At 64.2% G+C, this 17,906-nt stretch carries 19 protein-coding genes; 9 read left to right on the top strand and 10 right to left on the bottom strand.

What is annotated here, in order from left to right:
- Window positions 1-910 precede the first annotated feature (910 nt).
- Window positions 911-4,402 carry an indolepyruvate ferredoxin oxidoreductase family protein gene (locus YU9_RS0118145; protein WP_027574098.1) on the bottom strand — a complete coding sequence of 1,164 codons (3,492 nt, stop codon included), beginning with the start codon at window positions 4,400-4,402 and terminating at the stop codon, window positions 911-913.
- Between the two features lie 283 nt (window positions 4,403-4,685).
- Between YU9_RS0118145 and YU9_RS0118140 the strand changes: the two genes are divergently transcribed.
- On the top strand, window positions 4,686-5,912 hold the full coding sequence (locus tag YU9_RS0118140; protein WP_027574097.1) for a cytochrome c: 1,227 nt from the start codon (window positions 4,686-4,688) through the stop codon (window positions 5,910-5,912).
- Between the two features lie 130 nt (window positions 5,913-6,042).
- Here the strand turns inward: YU9_RS0118140 and YU9_RS0118135 are convergent, their stop codons facing one another.
- A complete protein-coding gene (locus tag YU9_RS0118135) occupies window positions 6,043-6,684 on the bottom strand; it encodes a trimeric intracellular cation channel family protein (protein WP_027574096.1) in 642 nt (213 codons plus the stop codon).
- Between the two features lie 165 nt (window positions 6,685-6,849).
- Between YU9_RS0118135 and YU9_RS0118130 the strand changes: the two genes are divergently transcribed.
- A complete protein-coding gene (locus tag YU9_RS0118130) occupies window positions 6,850-7,239 on the top strand; it encodes a hypothetical protein (RefSeq protein ID WP_027574095.1) in 390 nt (129 codons plus the stop codon).
- 67 nt (window positions 7,240-7,306) lie between these two features.
- On the opposite strand, the gene YU9_RS0118125 is transcribed toward YU9_RS0118130, so the two are convergent.
- The 3 genes from YU9_RS0118125 to YU9_RS0118115 are packed head-to-tail and all read right to left on the bottom strand — an operon-like array spanning window position 7,307 to window position 8,850.
- Entirely contained in the window at window positions 7,307-8,116 is an 810-nt protein-coding gene (locus YU9_RS0118125; protein ID WP_027574094.1) for an oxaloacetate decarboxylase, read from the bottom strand.
- A 51-nt stretch (window positions 8,117-8,167) separates the two neighbouring features.
- Complete coding sequence (locus YU9_RS0118120) at window positions 8,168-8,518, bottom strand: antibiotic biosynthesis monooxygenase (protein WP_027574093.1); 351 nt, start codon at window positions 8,516-8,518, stop codon at window positions 8,168-8,170.
- A gap of 23 nt (window positions 8,519-8,541) precedes the next feature.
- Window positions 8,542-8,850: an NIPSNAP family protein gene (locus YU9_RS0118115; RefSeq protein WP_027574092.1), complete on the bottom strand. Its 309-nt coding sequence runs from the start codon at window positions 8,848-8,850 to the stop codon at window positions 8,542-8,544.
- 160 nt (window positions 8,851-9,010) lie between these two features.
- Between YU9_RS0118115 and YU9_RS0118110 the strand changes: the two genes are divergently transcribed.
- From YU9_RS0118110 to YU9_RS0118100, 3 genes are all read left to right on the top strand, one after another.
- Complete coding sequence (locus YU9_RS0118110) at window positions 9,011-9,709, top strand: winged helix-turn-helix domain-containing protein (RefSeq protein WP_027574091.1); 699 nt, start codon at window positions 9,011-9,013, stop codon at window positions 9,707-9,709.
- A 206-nt stretch (window positions 9,710-9,915) separates the two neighbouring features.
- The gene (locus YU9_RS0118105) at window positions 9,916-10,926 is read left to right on the top strand and encodes an alpha/beta fold hydrolase (protein WP_027574090.1); all 1,011 of its coding nucleotides are present in this window, start codon (window positions 9,916-9,918) and stop codon (window positions 10,924-10,926) included.
- 190 nt (window positions 10,927-11,116) lie between these two features.
- Window positions 11,117-11,365 carry a GCG_CRPN prefix-to-repeats domain-containing protein gene (locus YU9_RS0118100; RefSeq protein ID WP_027574089.1) on the top strand — a complete coding sequence of 83 codons (249 nt, stop codon included), beginning with the start codon at window positions 11,117-11,119 and terminating at the stop codon, window positions 11,363-11,365.
- Between the two features lie 160 nt (window positions 11,366-11,525).
- On the opposite strand, the gene YU9_RS0118095 is transcribed toward YU9_RS0118100, so the two are convergent.
- Both YU9_RS0118095 and YU9_RS0118090 read right to left on the bottom strand, forming a co-directional pair.
- On the bottom strand, window positions 11,526-11,810 hold the full coding sequence (locus tag YU9_RS0118095) for a twin-arginine translocation signal domain-containing protein (RefSeq protein WP_027574088.1): 285 nt from the start codon (window positions 11,808-11,810) through the stop codon (window positions 11,526-11,528).
- 207 nt (window positions 11,811-12,017) lie between these two features.
- Window positions 12,018-12,332, bottom strand: coding sequence for a hypothetical protein (locus YU9_RS0118090; protein WP_027574087.1), 315 nt, complete (start codon window positions 12,330-12,332; stop codon window positions 12,018-12,020).
- 130 nt (window positions 12,333-12,462) lie between these two features.
- Here YU9_RS0118090 and YU9_RS0118085 point away from each other — a divergent pair, with 130 nt between their 5' ends.
- Window positions 12,463-13,116, top strand: a complete 654-nt coding sequence (locus YU9_RS0118085) for a glutathione S-transferase family protein (protein WP_027574086.1) — start codon at window positions 12,463-12,465, stop codon at window positions 13,114-13,116.
- Window positions 13,117-13,191: 75 nt separating this feature from the next.
- Entirely contained in the window at window positions 13,192-13,344 is a 153-nt protein-coding gene (locus YU9_RS49055; protein ID WP_198028260.1) for a hypothetical protein, read from the top strand.
- Between the two features lie 12 nt (window positions 13,345-13,356).
- On the opposite strand, the gene YU9_RS0118075 is transcribed toward YU9_RS49055, so the two are convergent.
- Both YU9_RS0118075 and YU9_RS0118070 read right to left on the bottom strand, forming a co-directional pair.
- A complete protein-coding gene (locus YU9_RS0118075) occupies window positions 13,357-13,704 on the bottom strand; it encodes a hypothetical protein (RefSeq protein WP_027574085.1) in 348 nt (115 codons plus the stop codon).
- Window positions 13,705-13,799: 95 nt separating this feature from the next.
- Window positions 13,800-15,332, bottom strand: coding sequence for an acyl-CoA carboxylase subunit beta (locus YU9_RS0118070; RefSeq protein WP_027574084.1), 1,533 nt, complete (start codon window positions 15,330-15,332; stop codon window positions 13,800-13,802).
- Window positions 15,333-15,471: 139 nt separating this feature from the next.
- On the opposite strand from YU9_RS0118070, the gene YU9_RS0118065 reads away from it, so the two are divergent.
- Window positions 15,472-15,876, top strand: a complete 405-nt coding sequence (locus YU9_RS0118065; RefSeq protein WP_027574083.1) for a DUF4260 domain-containing protein — start codon at window positions 15,472-15,474, stop codon at window positions 15,874-15,876.
- A gap of 187 nt (window positions 15,877-16,063) precedes the next feature.
- Complete coding sequence (locus YU9_RS0118060; RefSeq protein ID WP_156951967.1) at window positions 16,064-17,035, top strand: dienelactone hydrolase family protein; 972 nt, start codon at window positions 16,064-16,066, stop codon at window positions 17,033-17,035.
- A gap of 17 nt (window positions 17,036-17,052) precedes the next feature.
- Here YU9_RS0118060 and blaOXA read toward each other — a convergent pair whose 3' ends face one another.
- A complete protein-coding gene (blaOXA, locus tag YU9_RS0118055; protein ID WP_027574081.1) occupies window positions 17,053-17,892 on the bottom strand; it encodes a class D beta-lactamase in 840 nt (279 codons plus the stop codon).
- Window positions 17,893-17,906 lie beyond the last annotated feature (14 nt).

Genomic DNA, 17,906 nt, shown 5'->3' with positions numbered 1-17,906 from the left:
GGAACCGATCCGCGCTCCGCCAAGCCCTACTTGCTGGCACACCTCTTGATCATCCTGCTGCTCGAGCCGCTTGCCCGCGACTTCGAGGACTCTCCCCGCTGGATGCAGGCCGCCTGACGGCACCTGGCGCTTGGCGTGTTTTGCAACAACTCGTTGCATCCTTGCTACAAGCGATCATTCCACAACCAACCATCCGTTGCTTCCGCCGCAGAAAGCGAGCGCTTGGGCGGCACCTGCGCGAGCCTCCTCGAAAACGTCCGTATCAATCGATGCTCGCGCTGCCTTAACGCCTATGGGGAAGACCGGGTGCCGGCTGGGCACCCACGGTCCGCTGTGCGCGAGATGCGCGAAGAACAGATGCACAGCGGCATACAGGTGAAGCCAAACATCCGGCCTTCCCTGCGCAGTGGCTTTACGGCTTATGTCGCGCTCTCCCCGGGGAGCGATGCACTATTGCCCCCGTCGCCTTGCGAGTGACCGCAAGACTTGACGCACAGACCCGGGCGTCAGGACCACACGATTTTGCCGTACGCGAGACCGCGCCCGTCGTGCACGCGAGACAAGCCCGCGTGTGACGCAGTCCGCGTCCACCGCCACTCACCCCGCGTTTCGTGACGATCGCGATACGCCCCTCTGACTGGGATGAGGTGACGGATCAATACGACAATTCCGAATTTCGGTAAAGTGGAATATTTTTGCGCACCCGGATTGACCCACGGCATGGGTGTTTTGCCCGACGGGCAACGCAAGAGATGGTGTCGTAGGGTGGGTTAGCGGCGCGGATTGCGCGAAGCGCAAACCGCTCGGCGTAACCCACCATGCTTCGGCGAAAATGGATAGGAGTTGGTGGGTTACGCCTTGCAACTGCGCTTGCGCGCAGCCGCAAAGCTTACCCACCCTACGACGATCCCTACTCTGCCGCGATCTGCCGTGGCGCCGGCGGGGGATTCGCCAAATCCGCGGCGAGCTGGGCGTAGCGGGCCTTGGCGTCTGCCACCGCCTTCTCCTTGACCGGGCCGTAGCCGCGGATGCGGTCGGGCAGTGACAGCAGTTCGACCACGGTGTCGTGCGTGATCGGCGACAAGAGGCCGAGCACGGTGGCGACGTCCTTTTCATAGCCGGCGATCAGGTCGCGCTCGAGCTTGCGGTCGGCGCTGCGGCCGAAGACGTCGAGCGGGGTGCCGCGCAGGAATTTGAATTTTGCCAGCACGCGGAAGACGTTCAGCATCCACGGGCCGAAGGCGCGCTTCTTGGGGCGGCCGAGCGCGTCGACGCCGCTCGCCAGGATCGGCGGGGCGAGGTTGAAGCTGAACTTGAAGTCGCCCTCGAACTGGTCGCGCAGCTGCTGCTCGAAAGCGCCATCTGAGAAGAGGCGCGCGACTTCGTATTCGTCCTTGTAGGCCAGCAGCTTGGCGTAGTTCACCGCGACCGCGCGCGGCAGCGCATCGCCGTAGCCGCCCTTCACCACGGCGTCGCGGACCTGATCGACCAGCTTACGATAGCGCTTGGCGAGACGGGTGTTCTGGTAGGCGGTGAGATGCTTGGCGCGGTGCTCGATGACCTCATCTAACGTCATGGCATCCAGCGTCTTCGGCGCGACGACCTCATCCGTTCCCTTCAGCGTGTCGGCGAGACGCTTGGGATCGGCGACCGCGAGACGGCCGAGGCGAAAGGCTTCCTTGTTCATCTTGATCGAGACGCCGTTGACCTCGATCGCCTGCTCGATCGCTTCCGCGGACAGCGGCAACAGACCCTTCTGATAGGCATAGCCCATCATCATCATGTTGGTGGCGATGGCATCGCCGAGCAGCTGCTCGGCCGGCCTGGTGAAGTCGAAGAAGACGGAGTCCTTGTGCAGCGCCGTCTCCAGCACGGCATTCAGCTTGCGGGTCTGGAAGTTGAAATCGCGGTTGAGGATGAAGTCCGCGGTGGGAATGACATGGCTGTTGATGATGCCGCGGGTGCGGCTGGAGTCGCAGAGCGAGATGGTGTCCTTGGCGACCGCGACCACCTCGTCGGCGGCGAGCACGAGATCGGCCGTGCCGGTGACGATACGGGAGCACGTCACTTCGGCCGGATGATCTGATAGCCGCACATGGCTGAGCACGGCCCCGCCCTTTTGTGCCAGGCCCGACATGTCGAGGATCATCGAGGCCTTGCCCTCGATATGAGCGGCCATGCCGAGCAGCGCGCCGATGGTGAGCACGCCGGTGCCGCCGACGCCGCCGACCGCGATGTTGTAGGGCTTGTCGAGCGTCGGGCGCGATGCCGGCTCAGGCAGCTCGCCGATCTCGGCCAGCTCGGCCGGCGCGCGGTGGCGCGGCTTGCCGCCGTCGATGGTGACGAAGGACGGGCAGAAGCCTTTCAGGCAGGAATAGTCCTTGTTGCAGGACGACTGGTTGATGGCGCGCTTACGGCCGAACTCGGTCTCCAGCGGCTCGACCGAGATGCAGTTCGACTGCACGGAGCAATCGCCGCAACCTTCGCAGACAGCGGGGTTGATCATGACGCGACGCGCCGGATCCTCCATCAGGCCGCGTTTACGGCGGCGGCGCTTCTCGGCGGCACATGTCTGCACGAACACGATCGCCGAGGTGCCCTTGAACTCGCGGCACATCTTCATGACGTTGTCGAGCTCGTCGCGGTGATACTTCTTCACGCCGGGCGCGATGGTATCGGCCGGGTAAGCGTCCGGGTTTTCCGAGACCAGGTAGAGCTCGCGGATACCCTCGGCGTAAAGCTGCTGGGTGATCTGCTGCGGCGAGAGATCGCCGTCATGACGCTGGCCGCCGGTCATGGCGACGGCGTCGTTGTAGAGAATCTTGTAGGTGATGTTGGCCTTGGAGGCGATCGCCTGGCGGATGGCGAGAATGCCCGAATGGAAATAGGTGCCGTCACCGAGATTGGCGAAAATGTGGTTCTCGTTGGTGAAGGGTGCGATGCCGACCCAGGGCACGCCCTCGCCGCCCATATGGGTGAACGTCTCGGTCGAGCGGTCCATCCACAGCGCCATGAAGTGACAGCCGATGCCGGCGAGCGCGCGACTTCCCTCTGGGACCTTGGTCGAGGTGTTGTGGGGGCAGCCGGAGCAGAAATAAGGAGTGCGGGAGACAGGTGCGACCGCCTGCATTTGCGTGGCCTGACGGCCGTTGAACCAGTCGGCCTTGACGCGGAGCATCTCCGCGATTTCGGGGTTGAGATTAAGCCTGAGCAGGCGCTCGGTGAGCGAGGTCGCAAGCGAGGCGACGCTGAGCTCGGCGGCGAAGGTGAGGAAGCGCTTGTCGTGCTCGTCCATCTTGCCGACGATGCGCGGGCGGACGTCGTCGCGCCAGTTGAACAGCTCCTGCTTGACCTGGTTCTCGACGATTTCGCGCCGTTCCTCGACGATGAAAATCTCTTCAAGCCCGACCGCGAACTGGCGCACGCCTTCCGGCTCCAGCGGCCAGGGCATGCCGATCTTGTAGAGGCGAAGGCCGATTTTCGCGGCGACCTCCTCGGTGATCCCGAGCTCGCGCAGCGCCTGGCGGACGTCTTCGTAACTCTTGCCGGACGCCATGATGCCGAAGCGCGCGTTCGGCGAATCCATGGTGATGCGGTTGACCTTGTTGGCGCGGGCAAAGGCGATGGCGGCAAAGCCCTTGTAGTCCTGCAGGCGGCGGTCCTGCTCGAAGCGGTCGTCGGGCCAGCGCAGGTTGAGGCCGCCAGGCGGCAGCTCGAAATCGGTCGGGATAATGAACGGCTTCATCTCGTCGGTGAGGTCGATCTCGGCGGTGGTCTCCACCGTCTCCGTGATCACCTTCATGCCGACCCAGCAGCCGGAATAGCGCGACATCGCGATGCCGAGCAGGCCCATCTCGATCATCTCGTGGATGCTCGAGGGATAGAGGTAGGGCATCAGCGCCGAGATGAAGGCATGGTCAGACTGATGCGGGACGGTGGAGGATTTCGCGCCGTGATCGTCGCCGGCAAGGCAGAGCACGCCGCCGTTCTTGGCGGAGCCCGCGGCATTGCCGTGGCGGAACACGTCGCCGCAGCGGTCGACGCCGGGGCCCTTGCCGTACCAGATGCCGACCACGCCGTCATATTTAGCGCCGGGCGAGAGGTTGAGCTGCTGCGAGCCCCAGACGGCGGTTGCGGCGAGGTCCTCGTTCACGCCGGGCTGGAACTTGATGTTGTACTGTTCGAGATGCTTGCGGGCGGCGAAGAGCTGCTGGTCGTAGCCGCCGAGCGGCGAGCCGCGATAGCCGGAGATGAAGCCGGCGGTGTTGAGGCCGTTGGCGCGGTCGCGCCGGATCTGGGCCATCGGCAAGCGGACCAGGGCCTGGATGCCCGTGGTGAAGACGTGTCCGGTCTGCTGGGTGTATTTTTGATCGAGACTGATCGGACCCTGGTTAATGCCCATACTGTCCTCTTTTGCCGCCCTGTTCAGGTCTTGCTGAGTTAAGCCGTTGCCTTCCCGTTGTTTTTAGCTAGGGCGCGCCGACCACCTCCGCCACTCTATGTCGGATATTTCACGATCCGCATCACAAATCTGGACCAAAGGGAGCGCCGGGTAAAAATCGCAATTTCGTGGCCTGAAACACGCTGGGCATTTTCAATTTGTGTCACCATACCCCCACTGTTGCGAAATGAATTGACGCTGCTTTCACGCAGGTGGGATCGATTGGTCGCAGGAGAGGCTTTCGATGCGGACGATTCTGGCTGGCTTGGCCCTTGCGGGTTTGGCGTTGTGCAGTGCGGTTGGCAGCGCGGCCCGCGCCGCCGAACCATCGCCGGAGTTGATCGCCTATGGCAAGGCGCTGGTCGAGGCCGGCGACTGCGCGGGCTGCCACACCGCCGATCCGGCGAGGCCCTTCGCGGGCGGCAAGCGCATCGACACGCCCTTCGGCGCGATCTATGCGCCGAACCTGACGCCCGACCGCGACACCGGGATCGGCGCCTGGGCGGATGCCGATTTCACCCGCGCCCTGCGCTACGGCATCGCGCCCGACGGCTCGAACTACTACCCGGCGTTTCCCTACCCCTACTTCACGAAGATGACGAAGGACGACACGCTGGCGATCCGCGCCTATCTCGGCACACTCACACCCGTGGTGAGCCGCAACAGGCCGCCGGAGCTGCGCTGGCCGTTCGGCTATCGCGGCCTGATGCGGATCTGGAATGCGATGTATTTCAAGCCCGGCCTGTTCGAGCCGGACCAGAGCCAGAGCGCGGCGTGGAACAGAGGCGGCTATCTCGTTACCGGGCTCGGCCATTGCGGCGCCTGCCACACGCCCAAAAACTACTTCGGCGCCAACAGGGACGCGCAGGCGCTATCCGGCAATGAGATCGGAGGCTGGTTCGCGCCGCGGCTCGATGGCGCCGCGCGCACCGGGCTGAAATCGTGGAGCGAGGAGGACATCACCGAGTATCTGCAAAGCGGGCGCAATGCCAGGAGCCATGCCGGCGGGCTAATGGCGGAGGTGGTCATCAACTCGACCTCGAAGATGAGCGATGCCGATGTGCGCGCGATCGCGCTGTATCTGAAGAGCCTGCCGCCGGCGCGGCGCGAGACGATCGTGACACCGCCGGACGAAGCCGAGATGAAGACCGGCCAGGCCGTCTACGCAAAACTCTGCGTCGCCTGCCACGAGGCCGACGGCACGGGCGCGCCGCGCATCTACCCGCCGCTGCCAGGCAATGCGCTGCTGCAATCGATCAATCCATCCTCGACCTTGCGCATCATCCTCGACGGCGCCCACACCGTGACGACGGCGCGCGCGCCCAACACCGGCGAAATGCCAGGTTATGCCAAGCAGCTGTCCGACGGCGAGATCGCGGCGGTGACGAACTACATCCGCAATTCCTGGGGCAATGCGAGCCCGCTGGTAACGGCGGCGCAGGTGGCGAAGGCAAGGAAGGTGGAGCCGTAGATCCGCACTTTCGCCTCCTCTCCGTCATTGCGAGCGCAGCGAAGCAATCCAGAGTCTTTGCGCCGAGGAATTCTGGATTGCTTCGCTACGCTCGCAATGACGACGTGGATGGAGCTGTGGGTGTAGAGCGCTACCGCTCAGCTCCCGTGAACACGAATTTCGGCATCTCCCATTTGTAGCGCACCGCGAGCAGACGGAAGCTGAGGCCGAGCACGAAGGTTAGAATCGTCCACAGCTCGGCATTGAGATTGAGGCCGAAGGCGGTGGCATAGAACAGCCCTGTCACGACCGAGACGCTGGCATAGAGCTCGGATCGAAACAGCAGCGGCACGTCGTTGCAGAGCACGTCGCGCAAGACGCCGCCAGCGCAGCCCGTCACCATGCCCGAGACGATCACGATCGGCAGCGAAGCATCCATCTGCCAGCCGACGTTGCAGCCGATCATGGTGAAGACGACGAGGCCGATGGCATCGAGCACGATGAAGGCGAGGTACAGCCGATGCACCAGCCGCGCGATCAGGATCGTCAGCAGCGCCGCCCCACCCGGCAGTGCGAGGTAGATCGGGTTGGCCACCCACACCAGCGGATAATGACCCAGAAACAGATCGCGCAGCGTGCCGCCGCCAAGCGCGGTGATGCAGGCGAGAAGACAAACGCCGACGTAATCCATGCTGCGCCGCCCCGCGGCCAGCGCCGCCGTCATGCCCTCCGCGGTCAAAGCGACGAGCGCCAGAAAGTGCAGCACGTTATCGGTCGGCGGCAGGCTCCACATCAGCTTCGTTCCCTCGTCGCGGCCATGGAACTCGCGTCCGGTTCCCGAACGACCAGGTTCCCGATTCCCGACACGAGAGCAACACGCGACGAAAGTTGGGTGGCGCGGAACAGAATCTCGCATCTGAGGGTTGTCCCGCGGTCATAACCCGAGGAGACCCAATCGATGGCTGACGACCGTTTTCCCAACGATCCGTACCGCCCGAACCTCGCCGACGATGAGTATTCTCGCGCGGTGCGCCGGGATGCCGACCTGCAGGCCGATCCCGAGCTCGGCGAAGGCCCTGCCTCCAGCGGCAAGATCGCGCTGTTTGCCGTCGCGGTTGCGCTGGTGCTGGGTGCCGTGTTCTACGGACTGAACAACACGAGCACAACCAACCAGGCCAGCAACACGCCGGCCTCGCAGACCGCTCAGCAGACGCCGGCCAATCCGGCCGCCCCTCCCGGAATGCGTGACGTAACGCCGCGCAGCAACACCGAGCCGGGCACCACCACGGGTGCTGCGCCGAGCAAGCCGGCCCCGGATACGCAGACTCCGTCTGACGGCGCGAAGTAACAGTCGCAACATAGAGCGGCGGGACTCGACATCCCGCCGCTTTTCGTTTTCGTAGCTAAGCGCTTGCCTAGCCAAACATCTTGTTGATCTCGCCGCCGGGATAGCCGCTGCCAAGCTCTGTGAACGTGCCCTTCTCCGCCATCTCCTTCGCGGCGCGCATGAAGCCGCCCCAGGCGGCGCGAGCAAGCGAGCCGCCGACGCTGATGCGGCGCACGCCGAGATCTTCGGCCTCCTGCAGCGACAGGCCGGACGCGCCGATCAGAAGGTTGAACGGCTTTGGATGCACTGCCTTCACCACCGCGGCGATGTCCTCGCGGCTCTTCACGCCAGGAGCGTAGAGGCAATCGGCACCGGCATCCGCGTAGGCGGTGAGCCGGTCGATGACGAGCTTGAGGTCGGCGACGCCCCACAAATACGCCTCGCAGCGGCCGACCAGCAGCGTGCCGCTGTCGCCGATCGCCTTGCGCGAGGCCTTGATGCGCTCGACCGCCAGCGCGCGGTCGTAGAGCGGCTTGTCCTTGTCGCCGGTGGAATCCTCGATCGACAGGCCCGCGACGCCGGTGCGCACACAGCGCTCGACATTGTCGGCGACCTTGTCCGGCTCGACCGCAAAGCCGCCCTCGAAATCAGCGTTCACGGGGATGTCGACGGCCGAGCTCAATGCTGCCAGATGCTGACAGACGTCCTCGACGCTGACGTGATTGTCCGCCTTGCCGATGGTCCAGGCAAAGCCCGCGCTCGATGACGCAATTGCCTTGAAACCCAGATGCTGCAACGCTTTCGCGCTGCCGATATCGACCGGATTGGGCAGGATGAAGCAGCCGCTCTCGTGCATCTTCCTGAACGTCGCGCGCTTGTCAGCGGTCGTCACGTGCATGGTTCTCTCCCTTGTTGGCCGCGAAGACATAGGCGCGCGGTTTCAAGTCCGCTAGTGCGCGTCGTGTACGGCGCGGCTGTCCTTCGGGGCCTGCTCGCGGTCGGTCATGCTGTAGTCCCGGATGACGCTGGCGATGCGCAGATGATAATCTGCGAAGATTTTCGCACGGCCTTTTGCCTGGGTGCGGCGATGCTCCATCGTGTTGCGCCAGGCCGCCACTGCTGCCTCGTCCCGCCAGAACGACACCGACAAAATCTTGCCCTTCTCGGTCAGGCTCTCGAAGCGCTCGACCGAGATGAAGCCGTCGATGGTCTGCAGCAACGGCTTCAGATCGGCCGCAAGGTCGAAATAGTCCTGGCGGTGTTCCGGCTTGGGCCAGACCTCGAAGATTACGGCGATCATGGGCGTCTCCTGCTGTTGGTGGGCTACAATACCACCTTGCGCAGGAAGGTGCGCTCTTCCGCGAGGATGAATTTGCTTTCCTCGGCAAAGTGGAAATTCGCCATGCCCTCGGCATCCTGGCGCAGCCGCGCGCGATAGGCTTCATAGGCGGCCAGGCTCTCGAAGCTGATCAGTCCAAAGGCGACGTTGTTGGTGCCCTCATGCGGCATGAAATAGCCGATCAGGTCGCCGCCGCACTTCGGGATGATGGTGAGCCAGCGCTTCGCATATTCCTCGAACTGCGCGCGCTTGAAGGGATCGAGCTGGTAACGGATGAAGACGGTGACGGGCATGATGGCTCCTTTGCTTCCACTTCGTCAAGCGCAGCGAAGCAATCCAGGAATCCCTCGGCGGAGTCGGTCTGGATTGCTTCGTCGCTGCGCTCCTCGCAATGACGACTTGGTGAAAGATTACGCGCTTGCACCACCACAATGCTTCGGCTACCATCGAAGCATGAAATCTGGCCCCGACATCGCCATGGTCGCCTCCCTCGTCGGCGATCCCGCCCGCGCCAATATGCTCACGGCGCTGATGAACGGCCGCGCGCTCACTGCGAGCGAGCTGGCGCAGGAGGCCGGCATCACGCCGCAGACCGCAAGCTCGCATCTTTCGAAGCTCGAGGCCGGCGGCCTGGTCGAGCCGGAGAAGCAGGGCCGGCACCGCTACTATCGCCTCACCGACGACGATGTCGCCGGCGTGCTCGAGGGGCTTGCCGGCCTTGCCGCACGCACCGGCCACATGCGCGTGCGCACCGGACCGAAGGACCCTGCGCTGCGGCGCGCGCGGATCTGCTACGACCATCTCGCCGGCGATCTCGGCGTGCAGATGCTGGATTCCTTGCGCCAGCGGCAGCTGGTCAGGCAGAGGAAACAGGACATCGAGCTCACGGCCGAGGGCGAGCGCTTCCTCGCCAAGCATCTGCAGATCTCGCCTGACATGCTCAGCCACCCACGCCGCCCGGTGTGCAAGGCCTGCCTTGACTGGAGCGAGCGGCGTCACCATCTCGCCGGCACGCTGGGCGCGGCCTTGATGCAGCGCTTCGCTGAGCTGAAATGGGCCGCGCGCGATGCCACGCCCGGCAGCCGCGTGGTGAATTTCACCCGTACCGGCGAGAAGCAGTTTGCCGCGCTGTTCGGGAATGGCAAGGACTGATCACGCCGAGTGCATGACGCCACACGTTTGCGTGTGAACTCTCACTTCCGTCATGGCCGGGCTTGACCCGGCCATTCACGCAATTATGGCCACCGTCGTTCCGGGGCGATGCGAAGCATCGAACCCGGAACCCCGAGATTCTCAGGTGCGCAATTGCGCACCAGAGTTCGCGTCCCGGAATGACGGCTCCAATTATGAGATCCTCAATGAACCGCATCCTTCCGGCCACGCTCGCCGCAGTCCTTGTCACCGTCCCACTTTCTTTCGCCAACGCCGTCGATACCGCGCCGCGCGAGCCCTATGGCATCGCGCTCGAAGGCTTTGCATATCCCTACCCCGTGCACTTGCTTCCCGTCGTCAACGACGGCGAGCAGCTCAGCATGGCCTATATGGACGTGCCACCCGCGCAGCCGAACGGCCACACCGTGGTGCTGCTGCACGGGCGCAATTTTCCATCGAGCTATTGGGCGCCGGTCATCAAGATGCTGAGCGAAGCCGGTTATCGCGTCGTGGTGCCGGACCAGATCGGCTTCGGCAAATCTTCCAAGCCGCTGGGCGAGCTGCATTTCGACAATCTGGCGCGCAACACCATCGCGCTGCTCGATCATCTCAAAATCGAGAAGGCCGAGATCGTCGCCCATTCGCTCGGCGGCATGCTGGGCGTGCGCATCGCCCGCGCCTATCCGGACCGCCTCGCCCATCTGGTGCTGACCGCGCCGATCGGCCTCGAAGACTACCGTTTCTATGTGCCGCCGACGCCGACCGAGAAGATGATCGAGACCGAGGACAAGCTCACCGCGGACGGCTATCGCAAGCAGCTCCAGACCAATTACGCGATCAAGTTGCCGCCTGAGGCGATCACGCCGTTCATCGATGCCCGCTTCAACATCAAGGCCAGCCCAGACTATCCGCGCTGGCTGCGCGCCTTCGTCTCGTCCGGCCAGATGATCTACCGGGAGCCGGTGGCGCACGAGATCCCGCTGATCGCGCTGCCCACGCTGTTCATCATGGGGGCCGACGATCACAACGCGCCGGGCCGGCCACTCGCGCCGGAAGCGCTGCGGGCCAGGATGGGGCAGAACGCCGAACTGGCGAAGGCGCTGGCGGCGAAGATGCCGAATGCGCGGGCCGAGGTGATCCCCGACAGCGGCCATCTCGTCTTCCTGGAGGCGCCGGAGAAATACAGGGAGCTGGTGCTGGGCGTTCTCGGCCGCTAGCGACACGTGCGCGTCGTCTGAGGCAGGATGCGGGAACGTTCATGCCGCATTCAGGTCATCATTGGCAGGCTTGGATCGCGACGTGTCGGCACGTCCCAGATTTAACGTGTCGAATCGTGTCTCTTGATTCATCGTGCGCGGCAAGCGCCATTCCCCTAAGCCTGCTCCCAAGGACAAGAAGGAATATCCAATGAAATACCTGTTCGCCGCCGTCATGCTCGCCAGTGCGGTCGTCGGTTTCAGCGAGGCGGCCAGCGCCGCCGGCGGTTGCGGCCCGGGCTGGTATCGCGGCCCCTATGGCTGCCGTCCGATGCGCGGCGCTGTCGTCGTTCGCCCCGCCCCCGTGGTGGTTGCCCCGGCGCCGGTCGTCGTTGTGCCGCGCGCGCGCGTGTGCCCCTACGGCTTCCGCTGGTACGCGGGCCGCTGCCGCCCGTTCTGATCTCGTCCATTTGCGTTGCAGAATGGCCGCGCGGCGGAAGCCTGCGCGGCCATTTTTTGGGTTGCTGCCGGCGATTCCATCCCGTGGAACTGGAGCGCCTCGGAATCGAAACGGGGATCGCCAGCTGCGATCCCCGTCCAGTCCGCGAAATGTCTTGAGCTTACCAGTAATGGCGGCGGTGCCAGCGCCGGTGATGCCGGCGCCAATGACGGCGGCGCCAGCCCCAGTGGCGGCCGCGCCCACGCCAGTGCACCTGCTCGGGCTTCAGCCGCGCGGCTTCCTCGCTGGTCGTGACGGCGGGATGAACGTCGGGACTGCCTTGCGGCGTGCGGGCGGCATCACCAAGCGGCTGCGGTGACAGCGGCGCGGCCTGCGCGGTCGCGGCAAAGGCGGCGGCGCCCGCCGTCATGCCCAATGCAAGTTTCAAAAAGTTCCGGCGCTCCATGATTTTCTTCCTTCTTGGATCATCGTGCCAGTGATGCAGAGCAAGTGTCGCGGTCACGACATGAACCGAAGCTGAATCGCGTGTTCAGATTCATGCGAGCCAAGATGAAGAATTCGTAGCCTGGATGGAGCGCAGCGTAATCCGGGATTTGTGCTTCGTGCGAAGACCCCGGATTACGCTTGCGCTCCATCCGGGCTACAGACCTCACTACGTCGCAAACGCCTGCGCCAGCACCAGCGTCTCGCGCGAGCGCTTCACGTCGGGCCAGTCGCGGTTGAAGTCGGCGACGAGCTGCTTCAACGCATCGCCCTTCAGCATCGCTGCAAGCTTGGCCTCGTCTTCGAACTCATACATCGCCTGGTGCAGCGAGGGATCGTCCAGGCTCCAGAAGCGCCAAGCCTTGGCCACGCCGAACGCCTTCACCGCGTCGGGCAGATGTTCCGTCTCGTACCATCGGTCGAAGGCGGCACGCTTGCTAGGATCGGTGACGATGGCGTGGACGACGAAGAAGGCTGCTGGCATCGGATTTCCTCCCATTTGTTTGCGGCGAGACTAGCCGCTTCAGTCGCCGGCGACAAAAAGAGTTGGCCTTCGTGTCGGAATGGACGCCCTTCGCTCGTCCTTTGCTTCGAACAGGAACCGGAGACAGCACATGGCCGACCTCACCGTGACCACATTCAATTGGGTTCCCGAACCGCCGCGCGGCCTGGTGCGCGACCTTCGCGTGCGCTGGGCCCTCGAAGAGGCCGCCTTGCCCTATCGCGTCGCCAGCACCCCGTTCGACGATCGCGGGCCTGCGCACCTCGCGCACCAGCCGTTCGGCCAGGTGCCGTGGCTGACCGACGGCGACATCTCGATCTTCGAGACCGGCGCGATCCTGCTGTATCTCGGCGAGCGCAGCGACAAGCTGATGCCGACAGATCCGCGCGGCCGCGCCGAGGCGACGAAATGGGTGTTCGCGGCGCTCAATTCGGTGGAGATGGCCAGCCTGCCCTGGGCCATGTCGAAATTCATGGGACATCCGACCGACACGCCGGCGTGGAAATTCGTCGACGATTTCCTCAAGCTCCGGCTCAAGCATCTCGAGCCGGTACTCTCTAGCCGCGAATGGCTGGCCGGCTCCTTCTCCGTCGCCGACATCCTGATGTCGGACGTGCTGCGCGCCGTCAATCAATTCGGCGGGCTGGCGGACAGTCCTGCATGCCGCGCCTACGTCGCGCGCGCCACGGCCCGCCCGGCGTTCGCCAAGGCGCACGCCGATCAGATGGCGCATTTTGCTGCGGCGGACCAGGCGCGCGGAACGTGATGCGCCTCACATAATCGATCCAATGCTCGCAGTACGGTCGCCACCATTCGAAAAAAGCAATTCGACAGGTGCCACATGGTCCGCATCGAATATCTCAAGCGACAGATCGCCCGCGCCGAGCGGCTGGCCAAGGCCATCCTCAACCGGCAGATCGCCGAGCGGCTTCAGGCCTTCGCCGCCGAATGCCGCGCGGAATTGTCGGAGCTGACGCTCAAGACCGCCGCGTGAGTCGTGCTGGCGTCACACCAGCTTCAGCGGCGCGTCGGCGACGACGCGAAGATCGATGCTGCCGATCAACGCTGAACGCCGCGCCTCCGCAGCACTGATGGCCTCGTCCGTCTGTCGCAGCGTGCTGATGTTCGAACCGAGCGAGACAATTCCACCCAGCACCAGGGCGATCGATCCGAGCGCGGCGGTTTGACCGAAGCCGAACAGGCCGAGGATCGTCACCGCCAGCAGCGCTGCCCCGCCGCCGATCGCGATCTTGGACGCCAGGATGTACTTGCGGCAGCGCTCGGCGATCTCGGCGAGCCGCTCGATCCGATCTTCGATCTGTGAAATCTCATCGGTCGGATCGTCTTCGGTCATTGGATTTCAAGGTTTAGGAGTTCGATTACGAATTGGAGCGTCGCCGCTAAGTCGTTCTTAGCCAGGTAGCTTGCCCCCAAGCGCCCGTGAGGTCCTCACAACGGCAGATTGTCGTGCTTCTTCGCCGGCATTTCCGTCTTCTTGTCCTTGAGCATCGCAAGCGCGCGGGCGATGCGCTTGCGGGTCGAGTGCGGCATGATGACGTCGTCGATATAGCCGCGCTCGGCCGCAATGAACGGCGAGAGGAAGCGATCTTCGTATTCCTTCGTGCGGGCTGCGATCTTGTCGGGGTCGCCGATGTCGGAGCGGAAGATGATCTCGACCGCGCCCTTGGCGCCCATCACGGCGATCTGGGCGGTCGGCCAGGCGTAGTTCATGTCGGCGCCGATCTCCTTGGAGGCCATGACGTCGAAGGCGCCGCCATAGGCCTTGCGGGTGATGATGGTGACCAGCGGCACGGTGCACTGCGAATAGGCGAATAAGAGCTTGGCGCCGTGCTTGATCAGGCCGCCATATTCTTGGCTCGTGCCCGGCAGGAAGCCCGGCACATCGACGAAGGTGACGATCGGGATGTTGAAGGCGTCGCAGAAGCGGACGAAGCGCGCCGCTTTCCGCGAGGCGTCACTGTCGAGCACGCCGGCGAGCACCATCGGCTGGTTGGCGACGAAACCGACGGTGCGCCCTGCAATGCGGCCGAAGCCGGTGACGATGTTCTTGGCGAAGGCTTCCGCGATCTCGAAGAAATCGCCCTCGTCCACGACCTTCAGGATCAGCTCCTTCATGTCGTAGGGCTTGTTCGGATTGTCGGGAATCAGCGTGTCCAAGGACATGTCGACCCGCTCGATGGAGTCGAAGCTCGGCCATTCCGGCACGCCGTCGGTGTTGTTGGACGGCAGGAAGTCGATCAGGCGCCGCATCTGCAGGAGCGTCTCGACGTCGTTCTCGAAGGCGCCGTCGGCGATCGAGGAGCGCGTGGCGTGCACCGAGGCGCCGCCGAGCTCTTCGGCGGTGACGACCTCGTTGGTGACCGTCTTCACCACGTCGGGGCCGGTGACGAACATGTAGCTGGTGTTCTTCACCATAAAGATGAAGTCGGTCATCGCCGGCGAATAGACGTCGCCGCCGGCGCAGGGGCCCATGATGACGGAGATCTGCGGGATCACGCCCGAGGCGAGCACGTTGCGACGGAACACGTAGGAATAGCCGGCCAGCGCGGCGACGCCTTCCTGGATGCGGGCGCCGCCGGCGTCATAGAGGCCGATGATGGGCGCCCTCGCCTTCATCGCCATGTCCTGGAGTTTCGTGATCTTCAACGCGTGGGTCTCGGACAACGAGCCGCCGAACACGGTAAAGTCCTTGGCGAACACAAACGTCTTGCGGCCGTTGACGGTGCCCCATCCCGTGACGACGCCGTCGCCGGGCACCTTGGTCTTCTCCATGCCGAACTCGGTGGAGCGGTGCTCGACGAACATGTCGAACTCCTCGAACGATCCCTTGTCGAGCAACAGCTCGATGCGCTCGCGCGCCGTCAGCTTGCCGCGGGCGTGCTGCGCCTCGATGCGCTTCTCCCCGCCGCCGAGCTTTGCGCCGGCACGACGATCTTCAAGGGCGTCCAGGATGTGTTTCATTTGCTCCCGCCAGGTCTTAAGTGATGCGGGGTTCTAACACGGCATTTTGCGGGCCGGAAAGCCGCTTTCGCCGTCGCAGGGCTGCCCTGCCGTAGCGGGAAAGCGCAAGGAATTACAAAGTTTTGCCCGGGAGACGAGCATGACGGAAGGAACGGCCGAGACGGGCGCTGCAACGGGTGGCGTCAACATCCTGCTGCGGCTGGAGGGCCTCACCCTGTTCGCAGGGATGGTGATGCTCTACGCCGCCTGGGACGGGTCCTGGCTGGTGTTTGCCCTGCTGTTCTTCGTGCCCGATCTGAGCTTCCTGGCATACCTGTCCGACGCCAAGTTCGGCGCGATGGTCTACAACGCCGCCCACAGCTACATGGCGCCGGTGGCGCTGCTGACGCTGGGCTTCGGCCTCGCCTCGCCCCTCATTTTGTCCATTGCCTTGATCTGGCTTGCCCATATCGGCATCGACCGGGCGCTCGGCTACGGCCTGAAATATTCCGCCGGGTTCGGCTTCACCCACCTGGGGCGGATCGGGCGGCAGAAGGACGCGTGACCCGGCGCCATGACGGCAAGCGCCGCCTGCAAAATTGGCAGCCCGTGCGATCGACCAGGCGTTGACGGCGAAGAAGACCAAATCTGACTGAGACGAATGCGCGCCAAATTGACAGCGTGCCGGCCTGTTGTTCTACTCGATCAAAACCACACGGGGGGATCCGGTGCTGACCGTATTTCGCGTCGCCATGGCGCTTTGCATCTCGACTCTGCTCGCCGACATTGGCGCGAACGCACAATCCCTACCCAAGGAAGTCGCCACCCGCGCCGAGATCTACCCGATCCCCTCGCTCACCCTCTCCGACCAGCAATTCCTCAGCGGTGATGCAGCTGCAGGCAAGCCGGTGACGGTCGCAGGCGAATTCCGTGTCGCCCAAGGCACCGGCAAGCTGCCCGTGGTGGTACTGATGCATGGCTCCAGCGGCGTCGGCGCCACAACCGAGGCCTGGGTGCACGCGTTCAATGCCATGGGCATCTCGACCTTCGTGATCGACGGCTTCACCGGCCGCGGGCTGACGGTGGTCGGCCCCAATCAGGCGCTGCTCGGCCGGCTCAATCTGATCGTCGACATCTACCGCGCGCTGGAGATTCTGGCGAGGCATCCGCGCGTCGACACGGACCGCATCGTGCTGATGGGCTTCTCGCGCGGCGGACAGGCGACGCTCTATGCGAGCCTCGAGCGCTTCAACAAGCTCTGGAACAAGTCCGGAATCCAGTTCGCGGCCTACATCCCCTTCTATCCGGATTGTTCGACCACGTACCAAGGTGACGCCGCGGTCATGGCCCGGCCGATCCGCATCTTCCACGGCATGCCCGACGACTACAATCCCGTGAAGAGCTGCAAGGCTTTCGTCGAGCGGCTCAAGGCGGCGGGGCGCGACGTGGTGCTGACCGAATTCCCCGACAGCGCGCACGGGTTCGACAGCGGTCTGCTCGGCCTCAACACCGTCGCCGTGTCTGCCAACGCGCAAACCGTGCGCAACTGCCGCATCAAGGAAGGCGACGGCGGCGTGCTCATGAACGGCGATACCAACGCGCCCTTCACCTACAAGGACGCCTGCGTCGAGCTCAACCCGCATGTCGGTGGCAATCCGAAGACTGCCGCTGAAGCGCGAAAGGCCGTGGAGGAGTTCTTGCAGGCGCTGTTCAAGCTGGAGTAGGCCTGGCAGGACTGGAGCTAGATCGCGCGGATCTCGGCAAGGCAGGCCTGCGTCAGCGGCATGCGCTCGCCGATCAGACGCGGCTCCTTGCAATCCATGTTGAGCGCGAACACGGTGTGCGCCTCGCCCTTCTCGGCCCAGCCGACCATCCAGCCGAGCGACGGCTCGCCGCGTTCGGCACCCAGCAATCCGGACTTGGCGCGGATGACGCTGTCGCCGATCTTGGTCACCGGCAGGATGTCGGCGACGAGATCCTGGCTGCGCTTTGAGATCGGCAGCGCACGGCGGCGCAGCCGATCGACGAAATCGATCTGCTCGACCGGATCGATCCGCAGAGCGCCCGTGAGCCAGAACTGGTCGATGCCGCCGCCGATGTCGCGATTGCCGTAGTCGAACTCGTCGACATATTTTTGCATGCGCTCCTGGCCGATGCGGCGCGCGATCTCCTGATAGACCGGCACCGCGCTGACCGCGATCGCGCTGCGTAGCGTGTGATCCCTGTTCCAGGCCTCGATCGGGCGCTTGACGCCGTCCCAGGGAAACACGTCCTTATCGGGGTCAGCGACCACGCCGGTCTCCAGCGCGATCAACGAGTTCGGAATCTTGAAGGTCGAAGCCGGCAGCTTCCCCTCACCCGAGCGCTCCTTGTCGCTGGCGACGATCAGATAGTCCTCGACCTTGTAGCCGACGAAGGTGCCTGACGTACCAAGATCGGTGAAGCGTTTTGCAAGTGTGTCGCGGATTTCGTTGCGCGGCGGCGCGACATGAGCGCGCGCGCGTAGCGGCAGGATCGCGGTTGCGGCGAGGAGGCCGAGGGTGGAGCGGCGGGTGAGCAAGGGCGGTGTCCATTGAGCCATGAAAGTGACGGCTA

Source organism: Bradyrhizobium sp. WSM1743 (assembly GCF_000473065.1).
GTDB lineage: Bacteria > Pseudomonadota > Alphaproteobacteria > Rhizobiales > Xanthobacteraceae > Bradyrhizobium.
The sequence above is the reverse complement of the archived record's forward strand: the minus strand, read 5'-3'. Positions and strand labels throughout refer to the sequence as shown.

What these genes read in the sequence shown, in the direction of transcription:
- YU9_RS0118100 (WP_027574089.1), top strand. Translation starts at nt 11,117, where the DNA reads ATGAAATACCTGTTCGCCGCCGTCATGCTCGCCAGTGCGGTCGTCGGT.
- YU9_RS0118110 (WP_027574091.1), top strand. Translation starts at nt 9,011, where the DNA reads ATGAAATCTGGCCCCGACATCGCCATGGTCGCCTCCCTCGTCGGCGAT.
- YU9_RS0118140 (WP_027574097.1), top strand. Translation starts at nt 4,686, where the DNA reads ATGCGGACGATTCTGGCTGGCTTGGCCCTTGCGGGTTTGGCGTTGTGC.
- YU9_RS0118135 (WP_027574096.1), bottom strand. Translation starts at nt 6,684, where the DNA reads ATGTGGAGCCTGCCGCCGACCGATAACGTGCTGCACTTTCTGGCGCTC.
- blaOXA (WP_027574081.1), bottom strand. Translation starts at nt 17,892, where the DNA reads ATGGCTCAATGGACACCGCCCTTGCTCACCCGCCGCTCCACCCTCGGC.
- YU9_RS0118085 (WP_027574086.1), top strand. Translation starts at nt 12,463, where the DNA reads ATGGCCGACCTCACCGTGACCACATTCAATTGGGTTCCCGAACCGCCG.
- YU9_RS0118075 (WP_027574085.1), bottom strand. Translation starts at nt 13,704, where the DNA reads ATGACCGAAGACGATCCGACCGATGAGATTTCACAGATCGAAGATCGG.
- YU9_RS0118060 (WP_156951967.1), top strand. Translation starts at nt 16,064, where the DNA reads ATGGCGCTTTGCATCTCGACTCTGCTCGCCGACATTGGCGCGAACGCA.
- YU9_RS0118115 (WP_027574092.1), bottom strand. Translation starts at nt 8,850, where the DNA reads ATGCCCGTCACCGTCTTCATCCGTTACCAGCTCGATCCCTTCAAGCGC.
- YU9_RS0118095 (WP_027574088.1), bottom strand. Translation starts at nt 11,810, where the DNA reads ATGGAGCGCCGGAACTTTTTGAAACTTGCATTGGGCATGACGGCGGGC.
- YU9_RS0118125 (WP_027574094.1), bottom strand. Translation starts at nt 8,116, where the DNA reads ATGCACGTGACGACCGCTGACAAGCGCGCGACGTTCAGGAAGATGCAC.
- YU9_RS0118105 (WP_027574090.1), top strand. Translation starts at nt 9,916, where the DNA reads ATGAACCGCATCCTTCCGGCCACGCTCGCCGCAGTCCTTGTCACCGTC.
- YU9_RS0118070 (WP_027574084.1), bottom strand. Translation starts at nt 15,332, where the DNA reads ATGAAACACATCCTGGACGCCCTTGAAGATCGTCGTGCCGGCGCAAAG.
- YU9_RS49055 (WP_198028260.1), top strand. Translation starts at nt 13,192, where the DNA reads ATGGTCCGCATCGAATATCTCAAGCGACAGATCGCCCGCGCCGAGCGG.
- YU9_RS0118120 (WP_027574093.1), bottom strand. Translation starts at nt 8,518, where the DNA reads ATGATCGCCGTAATCTTCGAGGTCTGGCCCAAGCCGGAACACCGCCAG.
- YU9_RS0118130 (WP_027574095.1), top strand. Translation starts at nt 6,850, where the DNA reads ATGGCTGACGACCGTTTTCCCAACGATCCGTACCGCCCGAACCTCGCC.
- YU9_RS0118090 (WP_027574087.1), bottom strand. Translation starts at nt 12,332, where the DNA reads ATGCCAGCAGCCTTCTTCGTCGTCCACGCCATCGTCACCGATCCTAGC.
- YU9_RS0118065 (WP_027574083.1), top strand. Translation starts at nt 15,472, where the DNA reads ATGACGGAAGGAACGGCCGAGACGGGCGCTGCAACGGGTGGCGTCAAC.
- YU9_RS0118145 (WP_027574098.1), bottom strand. Translation starts at nt 4,402, where the DNA reads ATGGGCATTAACCAGGGTCCGATCAGTCTCGATCAAAAATACACCCAG.